General features: G+C 67.9%; 13 protein-coding genes. 4 read left to right on the top strand and 9 right to left on the bottom strand.

Going from position 1 to position 17,826, the window contains the following annotated elements; all coding sequences use genetic code 11:
- Nucleotides 1-119 precede the first annotated feature (119 nt).
- Nucleotides 120-407, top strand: a complete 288-nt coding sequence (gene rpmB / locus ACERNI_RS03800) for a 50S ribosomal protein L28 (protein ID WP_448831940.1) — start codon at nucleotides 120-122, stop codon at nucleotides 405-407.
- A 273-nt stretch (nucleotides 408-680) separates the two neighbouring features.
- Here the strand turns inward: rpmB and cobT are convergent, their stop codons facing one another.
- From cobT to ACERNI_RS03785, 3 genes are all read right to left on the bottom strand, one after another.
- On the bottom strand, nucleotides 681-2,570 hold the full coding sequence (gene cobT / locus ACERNI_RS03795) for a cobaltochelatase subunit CobT (protein ID WP_448831939.1): 1,890 nt from the start codon (nucleotides 2,568-2,570) through the stop codon (nucleotides 681-683).
- Nucleotides 2,571-2,923: 353 nt separating this feature from the next.
- Nucleotides 2,924-3,910: a cobaltochelatase subunit CobS gene (gene cobS / locus ACERNI_RS03790; protein ID WP_448831938.1), complete on the bottom strand. Its 987-nt coding sequence runs from the start codon at nucleotides 3,908-3,910 to the stop codon at nucleotides 2,924-2,926.
- Between the two features lie 509 nt (nucleotides 3,911-4,419).
- Complete coding sequence (locus tag ACERNI_RS03785; RefSeq protein ID WP_448831937.1) at nucleotides 4,420-5,016, bottom strand: J domain-containing protein; 597 nt, start codon at nucleotides 5,014-5,016, stop codon at nucleotides 4,420-4,422.
- Between the two features lie 755 nt (nucleotides 5,017-5,771).
- Between ACERNI_RS03785 and ACERNI_RS03780 the strand changes: the two genes are divergently transcribed.
- Nucleotides 5,772-6,080, top strand: coding sequence for a BolA family protein (locus tag ACERNI_RS03780; RefSeq protein ID WP_448831936.1), 309 nt, complete (start codon nucleotides 5,772-5,774; stop codon nucleotides 6,078-6,080).
- Nucleotides 6,081-6,205: 125 nt separating this feature from the next.
- Here the strand turns inward: ACERNI_RS03780 and ACERNI_RS03775 are convergent, their stop codons facing one another.
- From ACERNI_RS03775 to ACERNI_RS03750, 6 genes are all read right to left on the bottom strand, one after another.
- The gene (locus tag ACERNI_RS03775) at nucleotides 6,206-6,736 is read right to left on the bottom strand and encodes a CAP domain-containing protein (protein ID WP_448831935.1); all 531 of its coding nucleotides are present in this window, start codon (nucleotides 6,734-6,736) and stop codon (nucleotides 6,206-6,208) included.
- A gap of 133 nt (nucleotides 6,737-6,869) precedes the next feature.
- Complete coding sequence (locus ACERNI_RS03770) at nucleotides 6,870-9,530, bottom strand: DUF3772 domain-containing protein (protein WP_448831934.1); 2,661 nt, start codon at nucleotides 9,528-9,530, stop codon at nucleotides 6,870-6,872.
- 282 nt (nucleotides 9,531-9,812) lie between these two features.
- Nucleotides 9,813-12,932, bottom strand: a complete 3,120-nt coding sequence (locus ACERNI_RS03765) for an efflux RND transporter permease subunit (protein WP_448831933.1) — start codon at nucleotides 12,930-12,932, stop codon at nucleotides 9,813-9,815.
- A 169-nt stretch (nucleotides 12,933-13,101) separates the two neighbouring features.
- Nucleotides 13,102-14,319 (bottom strand): efflux RND transporter periplasmic adaptor subunit, encoded by a 1,218-nt coding sequence (locus ACERNI_RS03760; protein WP_448831932.1) that lies wholly within the window; start codon nucleotides 14,317-14,319, stop codon nucleotides 13,102-13,104.
- Nucleotides 14,320-14,565: 246 nt separating this feature from the next.
- Complete coding sequence (locus ACERNI_RS03755) at nucleotides 14,566-15,582, bottom strand: site-specific tyrosine recombinase XerD (protein ID WP_448831931.1); 1,017 nt, start codon at nucleotides 15,580-15,582, stop codon at nucleotides 14,566-14,568.
- Nucleotides 15,572-15,742, bottom strand: a complete 171-nt coding sequence (locus ACERNI_RS03750; protein ID WP_448831930.1) for a histidine kinase — start codon at nucleotides 15,740-15,742, stop codon at nucleotides 15,572-15,574. Before ACERNI_RS03750 ends, ACERNI_RS03755 begins: the two co-directional genes overlap by 11 nt.
- A 283-nt stretch (nucleotides 15,743-16,025) precedes the next feature.
- Between ACERNI_RS03750 and ACERNI_RS03745 the strand changes: the two genes are divergently transcribed.
- Both ACERNI_RS03745 and aroB read left to right on the top strand, forming a co-directional pair.
- Nucleotides 16,026-16,646 carry a shikimate kinase gene (locus ACERNI_RS03745; RefSeq protein WP_448831929.1) on the top strand — a complete coding sequence of 207 codons (621 nt, stop codon included), beginning with the start codon at nucleotides 16,026-16,028 and terminating at the stop codon, nucleotides 16,644-16,646.
- Nucleotides 16,643-17,821, top strand: a complete 1,179-nt coding sequence (aroB, locus tag ACERNI_RS03740) for a 3-dehydroquinate synthase (RefSeq protein WP_448831928.1) — start codon at nucleotides 16,643-16,645, stop codon at nucleotides 17,819-17,821. Before ACERNI_RS03745 ends, aroB begins: the two co-directional genes overlap by 4 nt.
- The last annotated feature ends 5 nt before the right edge of the window (nucleotides 17,822-17,826 follow it).

Genomic DNA, 17,826 nt, shown 5'->3' with positions numbered 1-17,826 from the left:
ATGGCTTGACGCTGCCGCCGCGCGCCATTATAGCTCCGGCACTTCATGGAATTGTCGGTCAAGCAAGCTGTCCGCCATTTGGGGACCGCGCCGCTTCGCCGTTGAGCAGGACAACGATCATGGCCCGCCGTTGCGAGCTGACTGGGAAGGCCGTTCTGACCGGCCATCTCGTGAGCCACTCCAATCGTAAGACCAAGCGCCGGTTCCTTCCGAACCTGTGCAATGTGACCCTCCAGTCGGAGGCTCTCGAGCGCGCCGTTCGCTTTCGCGTCAGCGCCGCTGCCCTCCGCACGGTCGAGCACCGTGGCGGCCTGGACGGCTTCCTCGCCAAGGCTTCGGCTTCCGAGCTGTCGCAGGGCGCGCTTGCGCTGAAGCGCGAGATCGAGAAGAAGGCCGCCGCCAACTGAGGCGCGCCGTTCGCGCTGGCTGACGCAAGGCGTCAGGTCGCGCACATATAAGGGCCTGGCTCCGGTTGACGGAGCCGGTGAGCCCGATGGAAAGGCGGCTTTGGCCGCCTTTTTTGTTGTCTGGCGGCGTGTGCCCCGGCTGTAGCCGGACACGGGCCAGCCGCGCGCCCCCCTGCCTGTCAGCGTCCCTGCCTGTCAGAGGCCCCGCGCCCAAAACAAATGGCGCGGTCACCCGCGCCATCCATTCCATCGGTCATTTGTCACCGGGAAACCTTACCGTCCGCGCCCCGTCCGGCCAGTGCGCGGCGCCGGGGTTTCGTCGAACAGTTCAGCCAGCTTGTCGGTCATGGCGCCGCCCAGTTCCTCGGCGTCGACGATGGTGACGGCGCGCCGGTAGTAGCGGGTGACGTCATGGCCGATGCCGATGGCGATCAGCTCCACCGGCGAGCGCTGCTCAATCTCGGCGATGATCTGGCGCAGGTGGCGCTCCAGATAGTTGCCAGGGTTCACAGACAGGGTGGAATCATCCACCGGCGCGCCGTCGGAAATCACCATCAGGATCTTGCGCTGCTCGGGCCGGCCCAGCAGCCGCTTGTGGGCCCAGTCCAGCGCCTCGCCGTCGATGTTCTCCTTCAGCAGGCCCTCGCGCATCATCAGGCCCAGATTTTTGCGCGCCCGCCGCCATGGCGCGTCGGCGGCCTTGTAGATGATGTGGCGCAGATCGTTGAGACGGCCCGGATTGGCCGGCTTGCCGGATTGCAGCCACAGCTCGCGCGACTGGCCGCCCTTCCAGGCGCGGGTGGTAAAGCCCAGGATTTCGGCCTTGACGCCGCACCGCTCCAGGGTGCGCGCCAGAACGTCGGCGCAGGTCGCCGCCACGGTGATCGGCCGTCCGCGCATCGAGCCGGAATTGTCGATCAGCAACGTCACAACCGTATCGCGGAAATTGGTGTCCTTCTCCTGCCTGAATGACAGGGCCTGGAAGGGATCAATGATGATGCGGGGCAGGCGCGCCGGATCGAGCATGCCTTCTTCAAGGTCAAACTCCCAGGCTCGGTTCTGCTGCGCCTGCAGCTTGCGTTGCAGGCGGTTGGCGAGGCGGGCCACCACGCCCTGCAGATTGGCCAGTTGCTTGTCCAGATAGCCGCGCAGGCGCGCCAGCTCTTCCGCATCGCACAGCTCTTCGGCGGTCACCACCTCGTCGAAGCGCGGGGCATAGGCCTTGTAGTCGGTGGCGCGGTTGTCGCCGGGCTTGGTCTGCGGCGGTCGCGGCGTCTCGCCGGAGCTTTCGGAATCACCGAGATCCGATTCATCGGGCAGTTCGCCAGGCGGGGCGTCGTCCGCCTCCATGGCGCCTTCCTGCATGTCCTCGGAGACGTCGTCGGACAGCTCCGCGTCGCCGCGCTCGCCGGCGTCCTGCTGGTCGCCGTCGCCCTGCTCCTGGTCGGCGCCCGATTCGGGGGCGTCGTCCTGGCTGTCGTCGTCGTCCTCGCTTTCGTCGGCGTCGAGTTCGTCGGCGATGTCGAGGCTGGAGAGCAGTTCGCGCACGGTGCGGGCGAACTTTTTCTGGTCGGTGAGCGAATCGAGCAGGGCGTCGAGGCTGGCGGCGGCCTTGTGCTCAACGCCTTCACGCCACAGGTCCACAACCCGGCGGATCGCCGGCGGCGGCGGCAAGCCGGTCATGCGTTCGCGCGCCAGCATCGCCAGCGCGTCGGCCAGCGGCGCGTCTTCCCGGTCGGCCACGTGCTGCAGGTTGGCGCGGGAATAGCGGTCTTCCAGCATGGCGGCGATGTTGCTGGCCGAGCCGGTCAGGCGGCGGCTGCCAATGGCGTCGACGCGGGCCTGCTCCACGGCGTCATAGACGGCGCGCGCCTGGGGGCTTTCCGGCGCGAACTTGCGATGCACCGCATCGTCGTGACAGGCGAGGCGCAGGGCCAGCGAATCGGCGTGGCCGCGCATCACCGCCACATCCGCCGCCGACATCTTGCGCGGCGGCTCGGGAATGCGGGCGCGGTCGACGACCAGGCTCGGTTTGTCCGTGCCGAAGGTCACCTCAAGCGCGCTGCTCCCGGCCATGGCGCGCATGCAGTCGCCAACAGCCCGCTTCAGCGGTTCGGTGGGGGCGGGTTTCGCGCCCGCTGGTCGGGTGTTCGGGATCGTCACGATCGCCTGTTCCTGCCAGGGCGTTTCCCGGCGAAGTGAACGCCACCTCGCGTCAGGAAAACGCGTCAGATCAAAAAGATGGGGCAGACTTCCAGCCTGGGCCGGCGGCGTTCTGCTCCGGGGCCTTCCAAGCGGGGTCTTCCGGGCGGGATTTTCCACGCGGGGCCGACGGCCCCCTTGAAAAGCGTCAATGTCGTCAAAACGCTCCCGGCCAGAAAACGCTCCCGACAGGGAATGCTTCCGGCGGGGAGGGCTCCGCCCCGAAAGGACCATGACGCGCCGGTTCGCCAGGGCGGGGGCGGCGCGTCATGCGGCGACGGGGCGAAGCCAGCAGGCGCCGGTCATTCCCGGCGTCAGGCCAGCGCCAGATTGGCGGCGCTTTCCGGCAGCTCCTTGCCGAAGCAGCGCTGGTAGAACTCCGCCACCAGGGTGCGCTCCAGCTCGTCGCACTTGTTGAGGAAGGTCAGGCGGAAGGCCATGCCCACGTCGCCAAAGATGCGGGCGTTCTCGGCCCAGGTGATGACCGTGCGCGGGCTCATCACCGTGGAGAGGTCGCCGTTCATGAAGGCGTTGCGGGTCAGGGCGGCCAGCCGGACCATGCGGTCGACCGTGTCGCGGCCCGTGGCGCTGTCGCGATAGTGCGGCGCCTTGGAGAGTACGATGTCCACCTCTCGCTCATGCGGCAGATAGTTCAGCGTCACCACGATCGACCAGCGGTCCATCTGGCCCTGGTTGATCTGCTGGGTGCCGTGATACAGGCCGGAGGTGTCGCCAAGGCCGACGGTGTTGGCCGTGGCGAACAGGCGGAACGACGGGTGCGGGTGGATGACGCGGTTCTGGTCGAGCAGCGTCAGCTTGCCGGAAACCTCCAGCACGCGCTGGATCACGAACATCACGTCGGCGCGGCCGGCGTCATATTCGTCGAACACCAGGGCGACGTTGTTCTGCAGCGCCCATGGCAGGATGCCGTCGCGGAACTCGGTGATCTGCTTGCCGTCCTGCAGGACGATCGCGTCCTTGCCAACCAGATCGACTCGCGAAACGTGGCTGTCGAGGTTGACGCGCACGCACGGCCAGTTGAGGCGCGCCGCGACCTGTTCGATGTGGGTGGATTTGCCGGTGCCGTGATAGCCGGTGATCATCACGCGGCGATTGAAGGCGAAGCCAGCGAGAATGGCGAGCGTGGTCTCGCGGTCGAACAGATAATCGGCGTCGATTTCCGGCACATGCTCGTCACGCGCGGAGAAGGCGGGGACCTCCATGTCGGAATCGATGCCGAACAGCTTGCGAACGGAGACTTTCACATCCGGAACGCCGGATGACGCGCTTGGGGCTTGCATGTAATTCCTCGATCAGCAGCCGGCCTGGTGGTCCTTGGATTCAGGCGTTTGTCCAGGCCCGGGAAGGCCGGATGCAGACGCCGGAATCAAAAGACCACCCACATGATGTTCCGGCGGCCTGCGAACTGGCTTTGAAGCTGCATCCCGGGCAGGCCGGGTTCCAAAGTCAAACGCACGCCGCCAGGCCAGGGAGCATGGTCCGGCCACGCGGCGACACGGGCGTCTCCGCATGGTGCGGCGAGCCGTTCCGGGCATGGCCGGAGGCAGGCCCGCCGTCCGGTCGTGCACGCCGGAGCGCGCCCGCGCACGGGCCCGATCTGGCGCTGCTCCCCAACGGGCGCGCCGCCTGAAAGACAGGCGACACGACAGTTCTAGAACCCGTTTGCCCAGGGGGCAATGTTCCGGGCTCATGACAGGGGCGCCGCAGCCGTGTTTTTTGCGGGGATCTGCCTTGAGGCGGCGGCGGAGTGGCGGCGTGGGAGCCGTTCGCCGGCCCGCGCCGCGCCCTTTCAGCACATGCCCTGGGTGCGCAGCACGCCGTGCGCCTTGACGATTTCCTGAAACCGCGCCTCGAAGCTGCGGTCGCCGCCATTGGCGTCCGGATGGAAGCGTTTCACCAGCTGCTTGTAGCGCGCCTTGATGGCCGCCGCGTCGGCGCTCTCGTCGAGGCCGAGTGTTTCCAGCGCCTTGCGGGCGGCGAGGCCGACGCGCGGCGCCGCCGCCGGATTGCGCTGCGCCGCCGCGCTGCGGAACAGGTTGAAGGGATCGGCGACCCGGCCGCTTGTGTCGATCTTCGAGCGCATGCCGGCGGAGCCCTTGACGCCCATTTTCCAGGTCGGGCGATGCCCCACCTGGTCCGCCTTCTGGTGGCTGGCGACGGAGGCGTCATCCATGCCATTGAAATAATTGTAGGACTGGTTGTAGGCGCGCACATGCGCGAGGCAGAAACACCAGTATTGCCCTTCCCGCTGGCGTCCCTTCGGCGCGCGGTGCTGGCCTGGTTCATCGCAGCCGGGATGGTCACACGCCGGGGTCCTCGGCTGCGGCTCTTCTTCCTTCTTGCGACCGGCGCGAATGCGGTCAAACAGGGGTGAATTGAGATCCATCTGTCCGTGCGTCTTGCAATTCGAGGGCCTGGCCAGGGCGGAAGGCTGCCCGTCCCCGGCGCGTGCGTCCAAACAAAAAGGCAGGGCGACGTCCGGCCTGGCCGGATGGCGTTTCGCCCTGGATCATGGCTCCACCCGACGCTCCGGAACCCGGAGCGCCAGCGTCAGAAGGGCCTTGCCGGCGCATGTCGCGGCGCTGCGCCTCACGCCAGGCGACCGGCGCTCTCCACGCCGCCGACAGCGCATGGAAACACCGCGGCGCATGGCAAGACCGCGGCGCAAGGCAAGATCGTGGCGACGGGGCGGACAGGCCGTCTCCGTCACGGCTTGGGCCGGCGTCAGGGACGCCGGCGCGGCGTCGGGCCGCCAATACTGCCTGGCAAATCCCGCCCGCCGTCCCGGTGAAACGGGAGGTCTGGCGGACAGGCACCATACCAGACGCTGGCAGCCAGCGCACGCCAGGAAAATTCCCATGCAAATGGCCGCCCGGATCCCCATCTGAAAACAGCAGGCAAAACCGCCAGCCGCTCAATGTTCTCAAAACGCTGGGCACGGTCTGGCTGCGGTGGAAAAACGGTGGCCAAAATGACGCTCTCGCCATACCAGAGCGCTTCCACCACCGCCGTGGAGCGCTTTCATGCCAGAGGCCGTCTCCTGGTCGGCCGACATGCGCTCAGGCAAGAAAAAACATGGGCAATATCAGATCAATATCGATCGGGTATTGTTCCAGCAGGCTCGCCAAAAAGGAGCAGATCATGAAGCGCGCAGACCTGATCCGCGACCGTCTTCAGGCGGCGTTCGCGCCGGTGACGCTGGACGTCATCGACGATTCCCACCGTCATGCTGGCCACGCCGGGGCGCGGCCGGAGGGGGAAACCCATTACTCCGTATACATTGTGTCAGCGGCCTTCGCTGGCAAGTCCCGGCTGGAGCGGCACCGCATGGTCAACGCGGAACTGGCTGACCAGCTGACGCCAGATCGTATCCACGCCCTGGCGATCACCGCCCGAACGCCGGATGAACCAGGCCGGGCGGGGGGCGTCCAGGCGCCTGCCAGCGCATAGAAAGGCGCCTGCCAGCGCATAGAAAAACGCCTGCCAGCGCATGGAAAGGCGCCTGCCAGCGCCTGGAAAAGCGCTCGCCAGAACATGGGCAGACGCCGGCCGACGCGTGGGCAATTGCTGGCCCGTCAGGGGCCAGCCGTCACCAGCGTCCAGTAAACGCGATATTTCGAGCCAGGCCGGGCGCTGGCGGCGGCGATGCCCATGCGGGTGGCGCGCGGGTTCAACATGGCGGCGTTGTGGGCCGGCGAGTCGCGCCAGCCGGAAAACGCTTCCGCCATGGTGCGATAGCCGGCGGACATGTTGACCATCGGCGCGCTGACGCCGCGGCTTGCCAGTGAACGGCGCAGGGCGTCGGCGGAGGCCGGCGCGTCGCGGCCGGCCATGGCGCTGGCTTCGCTGCTGGCCAGCGCCGTCAGGTCCGCATCGACGCTGAGCGGCGCAAGGCCGTGGCGCTGGCGGTAGAGATTGATGGTCTGGGCCGCGTCCGCCACATCCAGGCGCGCGCCGGTTTCTCCGAGGTTGGCGTAGAACGCCGGCTGGCGCGCGGCCGGGGCTTGTGGCTGGCTGGCGCAACCTGCCAGCAAGGCGGCGGCCAGCGCCGGAACCGCGATGATTCCGACGCGCGAAATGGCGGGGGACAGAAAGGCAGGAGGCAAGGGCGGGCTCCAGGCTCGGGGCATCTTCGGGAAAAGCGGCCACTTTTCAGCGGGAAAATGCATCACATCAATGATCGCGCGCCGGGCGGATGCATCCGTGACCAGCGCGCGGCGCACCCTGCCTGTGCAATCGTCAAGAGTCCGTTGCCGGAGGCTCCGGCGTTGCCGGGCGGGTAGCCTGCCCCGCCGGCGCGGCGCGCGCGCCGATGGCCTGCTGCAAATCTTCCGGCAACAGCAGCCGCACTTCGCTGAGCGCCGGCCCAGGCGTCGCATAGATGCCCGCCTCGGTCAGCGCGGCGAAAATCCGGTAGTTCAGGTCGCTGCGGATGCGTGACATCGCTTCGACGTCGCTGAAGCAGCGCAGGTCGAATTCCTGGCTTGTGGTGGTGAAATTGCTGAACAGCACGGTGGGTTTTGGCTCGCGCAGCACGTCCGGATGGGCATTGGCGCACCTCAGAAGCAGGTCCGCCACAGCCTGGGGATCCTTCTGGAAGCCCGTGCCGACGGTGATGGCGATGCGCCCGGTGCGATTGTTGCGCAGCCAGTTCTTCACCGTGCCCGAGACCAGGGTGGAGTTGGGCACGATGATCGAGGCGCGCTCGAATGTCTGGATTTCCGTGGCCCGCACGCTGATGCGCTTCACATAGCCCTGTTCGGCCCCCACGACGATCCAGTCGCCAACGCTGATCGAGCGGTCCCACAGCAGGATCAGGCCCGAGACGAAATTGTTGACGATCGACTGCAGGCCAAAGCCGATGCCGACCGAGAGGGCGCCGGCGACGATGGCGATGCGGTCAAGGCTCAGGCCGAAATTGGCCAGGGTCGCCGCCACCGCGATGAACACGCCCAGATAGCCGGCGGCGGTGGTGATCGAATTGCGCAGGCCCGAATCGAGACTGGTCGCCGGCAGGAACTTCTGTTGCAGCCAGCCCTGGAAGGCGCGGGTGATGAGAATGCCGACCACCAGCAGCGCCAGGCCCGACAGGATGCTGACCGGCGAGATGTTGAAGCCAGCCACGTGCAGCCCGAAGAACACGTTGCGGACCGAACCGATGAAGTCGGTTGACTGGATGCCGAACGGCGCCAGGGCCAGCAGCACGACCAGGGCGATCAGGGAGATGCGCAACACGCCGGCGAGCACCACGCCCAGTTGCTGCAGCGAGCGCTTGCGCACGCCGACAGTCGTCTGCATCGCCAGCGACATGCGGCTGTTGTCGCCCAGCGCCTGGCCAAGCCCCTCATCAATGATCACCAGCAGCAGCTTGAGCACCGCGAGCAGGGCCAGCGTCCACAGGGTCTGGTTGACGAGAAAACTGGCCAGCGGAATGAAGCCCGTCGCTGTCGCGGCGAGGGTCAGGGAACCGATGGTCCAGGCGCCGAGGCGCCACAGGCCGGAGGCGGCGCCGTCGGTCGGTACGTAGGGGCCAAGGCTTTGCGCGTCACAGTCGGCGTCGTCGCGCATCCGGCGCAGCATGCGCATGAACAGCAGGGCGACGCTGGCGTTGACCACCGCGTCGAGCGCAATGGCGGTGGCGCGGTCGCCGCCGATGGCTTCCAGGATCTCCCCCAGCGCCCAGCCGGTTACCGCGAGGCCCGTGATGGTGGTGAGCGTCCTGGCGATCGGGCCGGCCGTCTGGTCGGGAATGTCGAGAATGCGCCACTGCGGCGCGTCCGGCGCCAGCAGGGCGACGATCAGCGCGCGCATGAACGTGACGACGACAATGGCCTGCAGCACCGGCCGGATCAGCGGCTCAACGCTGGCCGGGGCCAGATTGCTGCCGTCCAGGCCGAGATAGACGAACCAGCAGCCAAGCGCCACGGCGGCGGTGTCGCTGAGGGTAACGATCAGGCCTGAAACGGCGCGGCGCAACTGGCCGGGCGCATTGTAGCTGACAATGCGCGCATGCAGCAGGCGCAGCAGGAAGCGCCGGGCCAGCCAGACCAGCCCCAGCGCCACCAGCGACAGGCCGAAGGGCAGCATGCGCCTGTCGGCGATGCGGTCGTTCAGGGCGGCCAGCCAGTCCGAGCCGACGGCGGCGAGGGCCTTCAGATTGGACGGGAAAGCCCCCGCCACATAGGTCCAGAGCTGCGGGCTGAGGACGCTCCACGAGCGGTCAAACAGCGCGTGGGTGAACCGGCTGCGCCGCTCGCTCGCCACCGTCTCGGACAGCTGGCTGGCCTGCAGCAGCAAGGCATTGCCGATGCGCGTCATGTCGGCGATTTCGGTGTGATTGCGCTGGCGGCGCTCCCGCTCGGCGGCGGCCTCCGCCGTTTCCGGTCCGTCCTTCTTCTCGTCCGGCTTGGGGCCGAGCTGATCGACCAGGGCCTTGGCGGCGGCGGCCCGCTGGGCCAGCGGCCCCAGCGCATCCTGCAGGGCGGCGGTGCTTTCGGCCAGCTGGTCGCGCAGTTCATCAAGCTGGGCGCTGGTGTGGTTGCGCCGCGACAGGGAGCTTTCGATCTCCGCCAGCCGGACCTTTTGCCGGTCGAACGCCCCGCGCGCCGCCGCCAGCAGTTTGGCGCGCGCTTCCGCCGCGATGCGGGTGGCTTCATCGACGGTGGCGGGCGAGGGCGGCGCGGGCGCCGGCGCCCCGGCGGCGGGTTTCGCCGGCGCGGGTTGCTGTGGGCCTGGCTGCTGCTGTGTGGATTGCGGCTGGGCCGGGCCTGCCTGCCCCAGGGCCAGTTGCCCGGAAAGAGCGGCGGCAAGCAGCGCCAGCAATGTCACCGCGATCAGCCGGAGCCTGCGCCGCCCCGTTCGCCCCACGCCCTGATACTGGTCCGCCGCCGCGCCTGCCATGCCTGCTCCCGTCTGGCGAATGGGCGCTGCGTCCAGGTCAGCTGCGCCTGAATCGCCGTGGCGACAATCGCCGCGTCAATTCTGGCGCAACCGGCAAAAGCGGGCCGTCATGCCAGATCGCGAAGATGCTGTCGCATCCGCGATCTGGCAGGCTCAGGCACCGCCCGGGCTTCACCACAACCCAATGAGTGAGGCTCACCGGGTTGTGGCGTCAGGCCCAAACACAAAGCCATCCAAATCACCTCTCTGGCGCGCAACAATGGCGGAATTTGCGCGATCGCGCTATTCCGCCGGCGTGTGCGCCACCGGCGGCTTCTTGCGCCGCAACCGGGCGAAGCTGGCGTTCGTCGCCTGGGAGAGGCGCTCCATGTAAATGTAGAGCACCGGCGTGATGTACAGGGTCAGCAACTGCGACAGCAGCAGGCCGCCGACCACGGCGACGCCCAGCGGCTGGCGCAGCTCGGCGCTTGGCCCGTGGCCGATGGCGATCGGCAGCGTGCCGATCAGCGCCGCCAGCGTCGTCATCATGATCGGCCGGAAGCGCATCAGGCAGGCCCGGTAGATGGCCTTTTCGGGCGTTTCGCCGCCGCGCTGCAATTGCAACGCCACGTCGATCATCATGATGGCGTTCTTCTTGACGATGCCGATCAGCATCAGGATGCCGATGATGGCGATGACGCTGAGATCCATGCCGAAGATCTGGAGCGAGATCAGCGCTCCCACCGCCGCCGAGGGCAGGCCGGTGAGAATCGTGAACGGGTGGATGAAGCTCTCGTAGAGCATGCCCAGCACGATGTAGATGGTCAGCACCGCGGCCAGCAGCAGCAGGCCCTGATTGCCCAGCGCCGCCTGGAAGATGCTCGCGTCGCCCGACCAGGTGGTGGAGATGGTCGTCGGCAGGTTCATGGCCTGCTTGATGGCGTCGATGCGTTTGGTGGCGTCGCCCAGCGAGACGCCCGCCGGCAGGTTGAACGACAGGGTAACGGCGGGAAGCTGGCCAAGCTGGTTCACCGACAGGGTTCCGACGGTGCGGTCGATCCGCGCGAAGGCGCCGACGGGCACCAGTTTGCCGCTGGCCGAACGCACCCGCACGGTGTCGAGCAGCTCGTCGCTCCACTGCATGCCGGGATCGAACTGCAGGATCACCTGATAGCTGTCGCCGGTGCTGTAGATGGTCGAGATCTGCCGGGCGCCGAAGCCGCCGTACAGGGTGGAGCGCAGCCGGTCGGCGTCGACGCCGAGCGCCAGCGCCTTGTCGCGGTCCACGGTCAGGGATGATTGCAGGGCGTTGATCTGCAGGTCGGAGGCGACGTCGAGGAACAGTGGATCGCGCCGCAGCGCGTCGCCCATTTTCGTCGCCCAGCCGTACAGCTCGTCCTGGTTCAGGCCCTGCATGACGAACTGGTACTGGCTGCGGGTGCGCGTCGCGCCGAAACGCAGGTTCTGGGTTGGCGTGATGAAGGTGGTGATGCCCGGGATTTTCACCAGTTCGCGGCGCAGGTCCGACAGCACCCTGTCGAGATGGCCGCGCTCGGTCTTGGGTTTCAGCTCAATGAAGCCGCGCCCCTGGTTGAGGGTGCCGCCGGAGGCACCGATCACCGAGGCCACGTGGGCGACGTGCGGCGAATTGCGGAACACGTTCTCCACCTGGCGCTGCAAGGTCGCCATCTCCTGCAAAGAGATGTCCTGGCGCGCCTCGGTGTTGAAGTTGAGCTGGCTGATGTCCTCGGTCGGGAAGAAGCCCTTGGGAATGGTGATGAACATCCAGACGGTGGCCACAAGCGTGAGCACAAACACCATGAAGGTGAGCGGCTTGGCCCGCAGCGCGGCCTGAAGCGTGCGGTCATAGGCCGACAGCACGGCGTCGAAGCCGCGCTCCAGCAGGCCGGCGACGCCGGCGCGCGCCTCGTCATGGCTCAGGGGCGGCGGCAGGATGCGGGCGCACAGCATCGGCGTCAGCGTCAGCGACACGAAAGCGGACACCAGCAGGGCGCACGACACCACGATGGCGAATTCGTTGAACACCCGCCCGACCACACCGCCCATCAGTAGCACCGGAATGAACACGGCGATGAGCGACAGGGTCATCGAGACGATGGTGAAGCCGATCTCCCGCGAGCCGTCGAGCGCCGCCTCCCAGGCGGATTTGCCGTATTCCTCCATGTGCCGGTAGATGTTCTCCACCATCACGATGGCGTCGTCGACGACGAGGCCCACCGCAAGGGTCAGCGCCAGCAACGAGATGTTGTTGATGGAGAAGCCGAACAGATACATCGCCCCATAGGTGCCAATCAGTGAGATCGGCACGGCGAGGCTGGGAATGAAGGTGGCGTAAATCCGGCGCAGGAACAGCAGGATCACCAGCACCACCAGCACGATGATCAGGTAGAGCGTGAACTGCACGTCGGCCACCGCCTCGCGGATCGAGGTGGAGCGGTCGATCAGCGTGTACAGCTGCGCCGCCGGCGGCAATTGCGCCTGGAAGGCCGGCAGCATGGCCTTCACCCGGTCCACCACCTCCACCGTATTGGCGTCGGGCTGGCGGTAGACGGCGAGCACGATGGAGCGCACGCCGTCATAGGTGCTGGCGGTCTTGTTGTTTTCCACCGAGTCGATGACGTTGGCCACGTCGCGCAGCCGCACCGGCCGGCCATTGGCGTAGGACACGATGATGTCGCGGAACTGGGCTGCCCGCATCATCTGCGTGTTGGTCTGGATGGTGATGCTCTGCCGGTCGTTGTCGATGGTGCCGACCGGCGTCGAGGAGTTGGCGGCGGCGATGGCCTGCTGCAACTGGTCAAGGCCAATGCCGCGCGCGGCGAGGGCATTGGCGTCCACCTGCACCCGCACGGCGAATTTCTGCGAGCCGAACACCAGCAATTGCGCGACGCCGTTCACCGTCGACACGGCTGGCGAAATCACCTGCTGGGCGAAGCCGTCCAGCTCCGGCAGCGGCAGCGTCGAACTGGTGAGCGCCAGCAGCAGCACCGGCGCGTCGGCCGGATTGACCTTGCGGAAGCTGGGCAGGGTGGTCATTTCCACCGGCAGTCGCCGCTGGGCGGCGGTGAGCGCCGCCTGGACGTCGGCCGCCGCCGCGTCAATGTTCCGGTTCAGGTCGAACTGGATATTGATCGTGGTGGAGCCGAGCGAATTGGTGGTGGTGATCTGGTCGATGCCGGCGATGGTGGCGAACTGCTTGATCAGCGGCGTCGCCACGGAATTCGCCATGGTGTCCGGCGCCGCGCCCGGCAATGTGGCGGAGACGGAAATCACCGGAAAATCGGTGCGCGGCAGCGCCGCCACCGGCAGCTGCCGGTAGGCGAACAGGCCGCCGACAAGCAGGGCCGCGCACATCAGGATGGTGGCGACAGGCCGGCGAATGCAGAATTCTGAAATATTCACGTCGCCTTGCTCCTGGCGCTACCCGCCGCCCCGCGTGCATGGGGGGCGCGTTGCCGTCGGACGGGGCGGGTCGCGCCGCCCGGAAACCATCATCAAACCCGCGTCGTCAAACCCGCGTCGGGGCAAGGGGCAAAGGGCCATCGCCGCGCCGTCTCCGCCCCGCGTCCGGTCAGGTGGGGTTGGCCTTCTCTGGCCGGGCGCGCGGCGCGCCGGTCCGGGCCATGTCTTCCTTTTCCGCGCTCTTGTCGGGCGTCCGCAGCGTTTCGGTCACCCGCACGCCAGGGCCGACCCGCTGCTGGCCTTCGACGATCACGTGTTCGCCGGGGTTGACGCCGCTGGTGATGGCGGTGCGCCCCTCCAGCGCGGCGAACACCTTCACGGGGCGCGAGTCGACCTTGCCGTCCTTGCCCACGACGTAGACGAAGGGCGAGTCCTGGCCCTGTTGCACGGCGACGGTTGGCACGACGGTCGTATCCGGCCGCTGGTCCAGGTCCATGGCCACGTCGACGAACATGCCCGGCCACAGCCGCAGGTCGCCGTTGGGGAAGGTGGCGCGGGCGATGATGGTGCCGGAGCCGGTGTCGACGGCATTGTCGACAAAATCGATGACGCTGCTGGCCAGCTCTTCTCCCGAGTTGGGCAACATCACCCGCACCGTCGGCGGCTGCTTCAGCATGGCGGCGCGCAAGGCGCCGAGATCACGCTCCGGCAGGGTGAACGTGACGCGCACCGGCTGGATCTGGGTAATGGTCACCAGCCCCTGGCCCGAGAGGTCGCCGGCGCCCACCAGATTGCCAGGCGGCACGCGCACGGCGCCAATGCGGCCGGCCATGGGGGCGAAGATTTTGGTGTAGCTCAGCTGCAGCCTGCTGGCGGCGAGGGCAGCCTGCGAGCCGGCGAGGGCGGCGGCGGCGCTGCGGGCGTTGGCGACGGCGAGATCGACCTGGGACTGGGCGGCGGTGTTGCGCGCCGCCAGTTGCTTGACGCGCTCCTGGTCGGCGTTGGCCCTGGCCAGCAGGGCCGTGTCGCGGGCAATGGCCGCCTCGTCGCGGGCGACAGCGGCGCGGGCCTCCTTGTCGTCCAGGGTGAACAGCGGATCGCCCGCCTTCACCATCTGGCCGTCCTGGATATGCTGCTCGAGGATCTGGCTGGCGATGCGCGAGCGCACCACAACCGATGCGGGCGTTTCGATGACGCCAATGGCGCGGCGACGCACGGGAAAGGTTTCGGCGGTGGCGGCGGCGGTGATGACGGCGACGCCAGGCCGGCCGCTCTGCGCATGGCTCGCGGAGGTTTTTACGCCGCCGCCCTGGTGCCGGACATAATACCAGCCTCCGCCGGCGACGGCGGCGATAGCCAGGGCGATGACGACAGGGCGCAAGCGCATCAGATTCCGGTCCCTTCCGGGGCTGCGGGGCCCAGGGCCCCGTCCTTGTGACTTCGACAGCTCGCGTCTGGCGCGGTCCGGTCGCACGACGCCATGCCGGCGATCACGGACAGCGTCTGGCGACGCCCCGGCTGTCCGGTTCAGGTTATTTTGCCACCCATGATGACCCTGATATCGGGCTCCTTCATGTCAAAGCCCGGTTTTCCGTGTCAAATGAGCATTTTGTAATGTTGGCGTCGACATCTGTCAGCCGCGGGCCAGCGGATGCAGGTCGCGCACCACCGATTTCAGCCGTTCGTCCAGCACATGGGTGTAGATCTGGGTTGTGGCGATGTCGGCGTGGCCGAGCAGTTCCTGCACGATGCGCAGGTCCGCCCCATTGTGCAGCAGGTGGCTGGCGAAGGCGTGGCGCAGGACGTGCGGGCTGATCCGCGCCGGCGCGATGCCGGCGGCGGCGGCGATGTCTTTCAGGTCGCGGGCGAAGGCCTGGCGGGTCAGATGGCCGCTGGCGCTGTCGGAAGGAAACAGCCAGGGGCTGGCGGGAGCAGGCGGCGGCGGCTTTTTCGGGCGCCCCCGTCTGGGCGCCGGTTTCGCTGTTGCATCGTCCCGCGCGTCAGGCGTTGCCTGGGGGGCGGACACTGCCTCCTGCGCGATCTCCCGCCAGCGTTGCATCGCGGCGCGGGCCGCATCGGTGAGGGGGGTCAGGCGCTCCTTGCGGCCCTTGCCCATCACCACCAGAAACCGCTCGCGCGTATTCGCGGCCGAAGCGGGCAGCGACACCAGTTCGGACACGCGCATGCCGGTGGCGTAGAGCAGTTCAAGCAGGCAGCTCATGCGCGCGGCGCGCAGCCGCGCCAGCCGCGGGCGCCCGGCGTCGTCGACGCCCTCCCGCGCTGTCGCCAGCAACTGGTCGACCTCGGCGATGGAAATAACTTTCGGCAGCGCCCGCCCCAGCTTCGGCCCGTCGATGGCGATGGTGGGATCGTCGGAGCGCTCGCCCTCGCTGTAGAGGAATTTATGCAGCTGACGTGCGGCGGAGAGCCGGCGCGCCGCCGAGGAGGCCTTCAGGCCCCGTTCATGCAGGTAGGCGATCCAGCGGCGCACGGCGCCGGCGTCGGCGTTGAGCGGCGACAGCCCCTCGCCGGCGAGAAATTCCGTGTAGTCATCAAGATCGCGGCGATAGGCGTCGAGCGTGTTGGCGGCGGCGCCGCGCTCCGAGGCGAGCATGTCCAGAAACAGATCAACAGCGGCGTCAGCGCGCATGGCCGGCTCCCGTCGGGGCTTTGCCGTCCGCCGGCAGCCGGATGGTCGTGGTGATTTCCCGCGGTGTTGGCGTGACCAGCGTGGCGAGCGCCGTCATGGCGGCTGCGGCCACCGCGCCGGCGACGGCGAGAATGGCCAGTAGGCGAATTAGCGTCGGCATCCGGCCCCCGGCGACGGTCCCGGACCTGCCTGCGGTTCACAACGAACCGCAGACCGCTCCAGGCATTCCTGTCTTGAGCGAGTTCTGATCGGCCAGGCGTTTCCCTGTGGCCGGAAAGCGCCCGAAGCTGAATGGGCGCGTGAGAACGCCCGGATCATATTGCAGCATGTCTGGCAGGGAACCGTTAACGCCGCCGATTTTTGCCGGATTTTTCCCGGTTCAGCGGGCGCGCCCGGGCCAGTCGCCGCAAGACAGTTTCGTGAAGGCATGGTATCGACAGGCCATGACGTTGCAACAGACTTCCGTGGAAAGACCGGACGCCTCCGCCGATTACGAGCGGCTGCGCCGTGGCCTGCGCGGACGCTCCCTGGTTCTGGTCGGCCTGATGGGCTGCGGCAAGAGCACGGTCGGCCGCCGGCTGGCCGCCCGGCTCGATCTGCCGTTCGTGGATGCGGACGCCGAGATCGAGCGCGCCGCCGGCAAGACCATTCCGGAGATTTTCGCGGCCCACGGCGAGCCATATTTTCGCGATGGCGAGCGCCGGGTCATTGCCCGGCTGCTGGCGGAGGGCGGCCACGTGCTGGCCACCGGCGGCGGCGCCTTCATGGACACCACCACCCGCGCCCTGGTGCGCTCCCGGGGCATCTCCGTCTGGCTGAAGGCGGATCTGGACGTGTTGATGAAGCGGGTGCGCAAGCGCGGCAACCGGCCGCTGCTGCAGACGCCGGACCCGGAAGGCGCCATGCGCCGGCTGATGGACGAGCGCTATCCGGTTTACGCCGAGGCTGACCTCACCGTGCATTCCCATGAAAGCCCCCACGAGGTCGTCGTCGACGACGTGATCGCGGCGGTGCTGGACTATCTGCCGGGCATCCGGCCCATCGAGAAGGACAACCGGGCATGACGACGGCGGCCTCCGCAGCGGCGGCGCAGGCAGAAACGGCGGGCCACGGCGCAGGCGAACGCGTGATCCGCGTGGCGCTGGCCGAGCGCTCCTACGACATCCGCATCGGGCGCGGCGTCATCGACAGCATTGGCGCGGCGGCGGCGGAACTGGCGCCGGGCGGCAACGTCGCCATCGTTACCGACAGCAATGTCGACGCCGTTGTTGGCGGGCGCGTGCGGCGCAGCCTGACGGACGCCGGCCTGCGGGTGGAGAGCATTGTGCTGACGCCCGGCGAGGCGACCAAGAGCTGGGGCGACCTGCAACAGGTTGTCGAGGGGCTGCTGGCGGCGAAGATCGAGCGCGGCGATCTGGTGGTGGCGCTCGGCGGCGGCGTCATTGGCGATCTCACCGGCTTCGCGGCGGCGATCCTGCGGCGCGGCGTGCGGTTTATCCAGGTTCCGACCTCGCTTCTGGCCCAGGTCGATTCATCGGTGGGCGGCAAGACCGGCATCAACTCGCCTCACGGCAAGAACCTTATTGGCGCTTTCTGCCAGCCGGCGCTGGTGCTGGCTGACACGGCGGTGCTCGACACCCTGCCAGTGCGCGAACTCCGCGCCGGTTACGCCGAGGTTGCCAAATATGGCCTGATCGACCAGCCGGAGTTTTTCGCCTGGTGCGAACAGAACTGGCGGGGCGTCTATGACGGAACCGACGCTCGCGACCACGCCGTCGCCACCAGTTGCGCCGCCAAGGCCGCCGTGGTCGCCCGTGACGAAACCGAAACCGGCGACCGGGCCCTGCTTAACCTCGGCCACACCTTCGGCCACGCCCTGGAGCGGTTGACGCATTACGATTCCGCCCGGCTGGTCCACGGCGAGGGCGTCGCCATTGGCATGGCCCAGGCCTTCCGCTTCTCCGCCCGGCTCGGCCTGTGCGCCCCGGCGGACGCCGATCGCGTCGCCCGTCACCTGACGGCGGCCGGCCTGCCGGTGCATCCCGCGCAAATCCCTGGCGGCGTCGGAACGGTGGATGAAGTCCTTGAGGCCATGGCCCAGGACAAGAAGGTGTCGCGCGGCGCCCTGACCTTCATCCTGGCGCGCGGCATCGGCCAGAGCTTCATCGCCAAAAACGTGCCGCGCGACGATGTGCGCGCCTTCCTTGAAGCGGATATGGCGGGCGGACCGGCAGCCTGAGCGGG

It is taken from the genome of Camelimonas sp. ID_303_24 (assembly GCF_053543495.1).
The sequence above is the reverse complement of the archived record's forward strand: the minus strand, read 5'-3'. Positions and strand labels throughout refer to the sequence as shown.

Coding starts and splice junctions, on each gene's coding strand:
- ACERNI_RS03750 (WP_448831930.1), bottom strand. CDS start 15,742: ATGCCGACGCTAATTCGCCTACTGGCCATTCTCGCCGTCGCCGGCGCG.
- ACERNI_RS03760 (WP_448831932.1), bottom strand. CDS start 14,319: ATGCGCTTGCGCCCTGTCGTCATCGCCCTGGCTATCGCCGCCGTCGCC.
- cobS (WP_448831938.1), bottom strand. CDS start 3,910: ATGCAAGCCCCAAGCGCGTCATCCGGCGTTCCGGATGTGAAAGTCTCC.
- ACERNI_RS03755 (WP_448831931.1), bottom strand. CDS start 15,582: ATGCGCGCTGACGCCGCTGTTGATCTGTTTCTGGACATGCTCGCCTCG.
- rpmB (WP_448831940.1), top strand. CDS start 120: ATGGCCCGCCGTTGCGAGCTGACTGGGAAGGCCGTTCTGACCGGCCAT.
- aroB (WP_448831928.1), top strand. CDS start 16,643: ATGACGACGGCGGCCTCCGCAGCGGCGGCGCAGGCAGAAACGGCGGGC.
- ACERNI_RS03785 (WP_448831937.1), bottom strand. CDS start 5,016: ATGGATCTCAATTCACCCCTGTTTGACCGCATTCGCGCCGGTCGCAAG.
- ACERNI_RS03780 (WP_448831936.1), top strand. CDS start 5,772: ATGAAGCGCGCAGACCTGATCCGCGACCGTCTTCAGGCGGCGTTCGCG.
- ACERNI_RS03745 (WP_448831929.1), top strand. CDS start 16,026: ATGACGTTGCAACAGACTTCCGTGGAAAGACCGGACGCCTCCGCCGAT.
- ACERNI_RS03770 (WP_448831934.1), bottom strand. CDS start 9,530: ATGGCAGGCGCGGCGGCGGACCAGTATCAGGGCGTGGGGCGAACGGGG.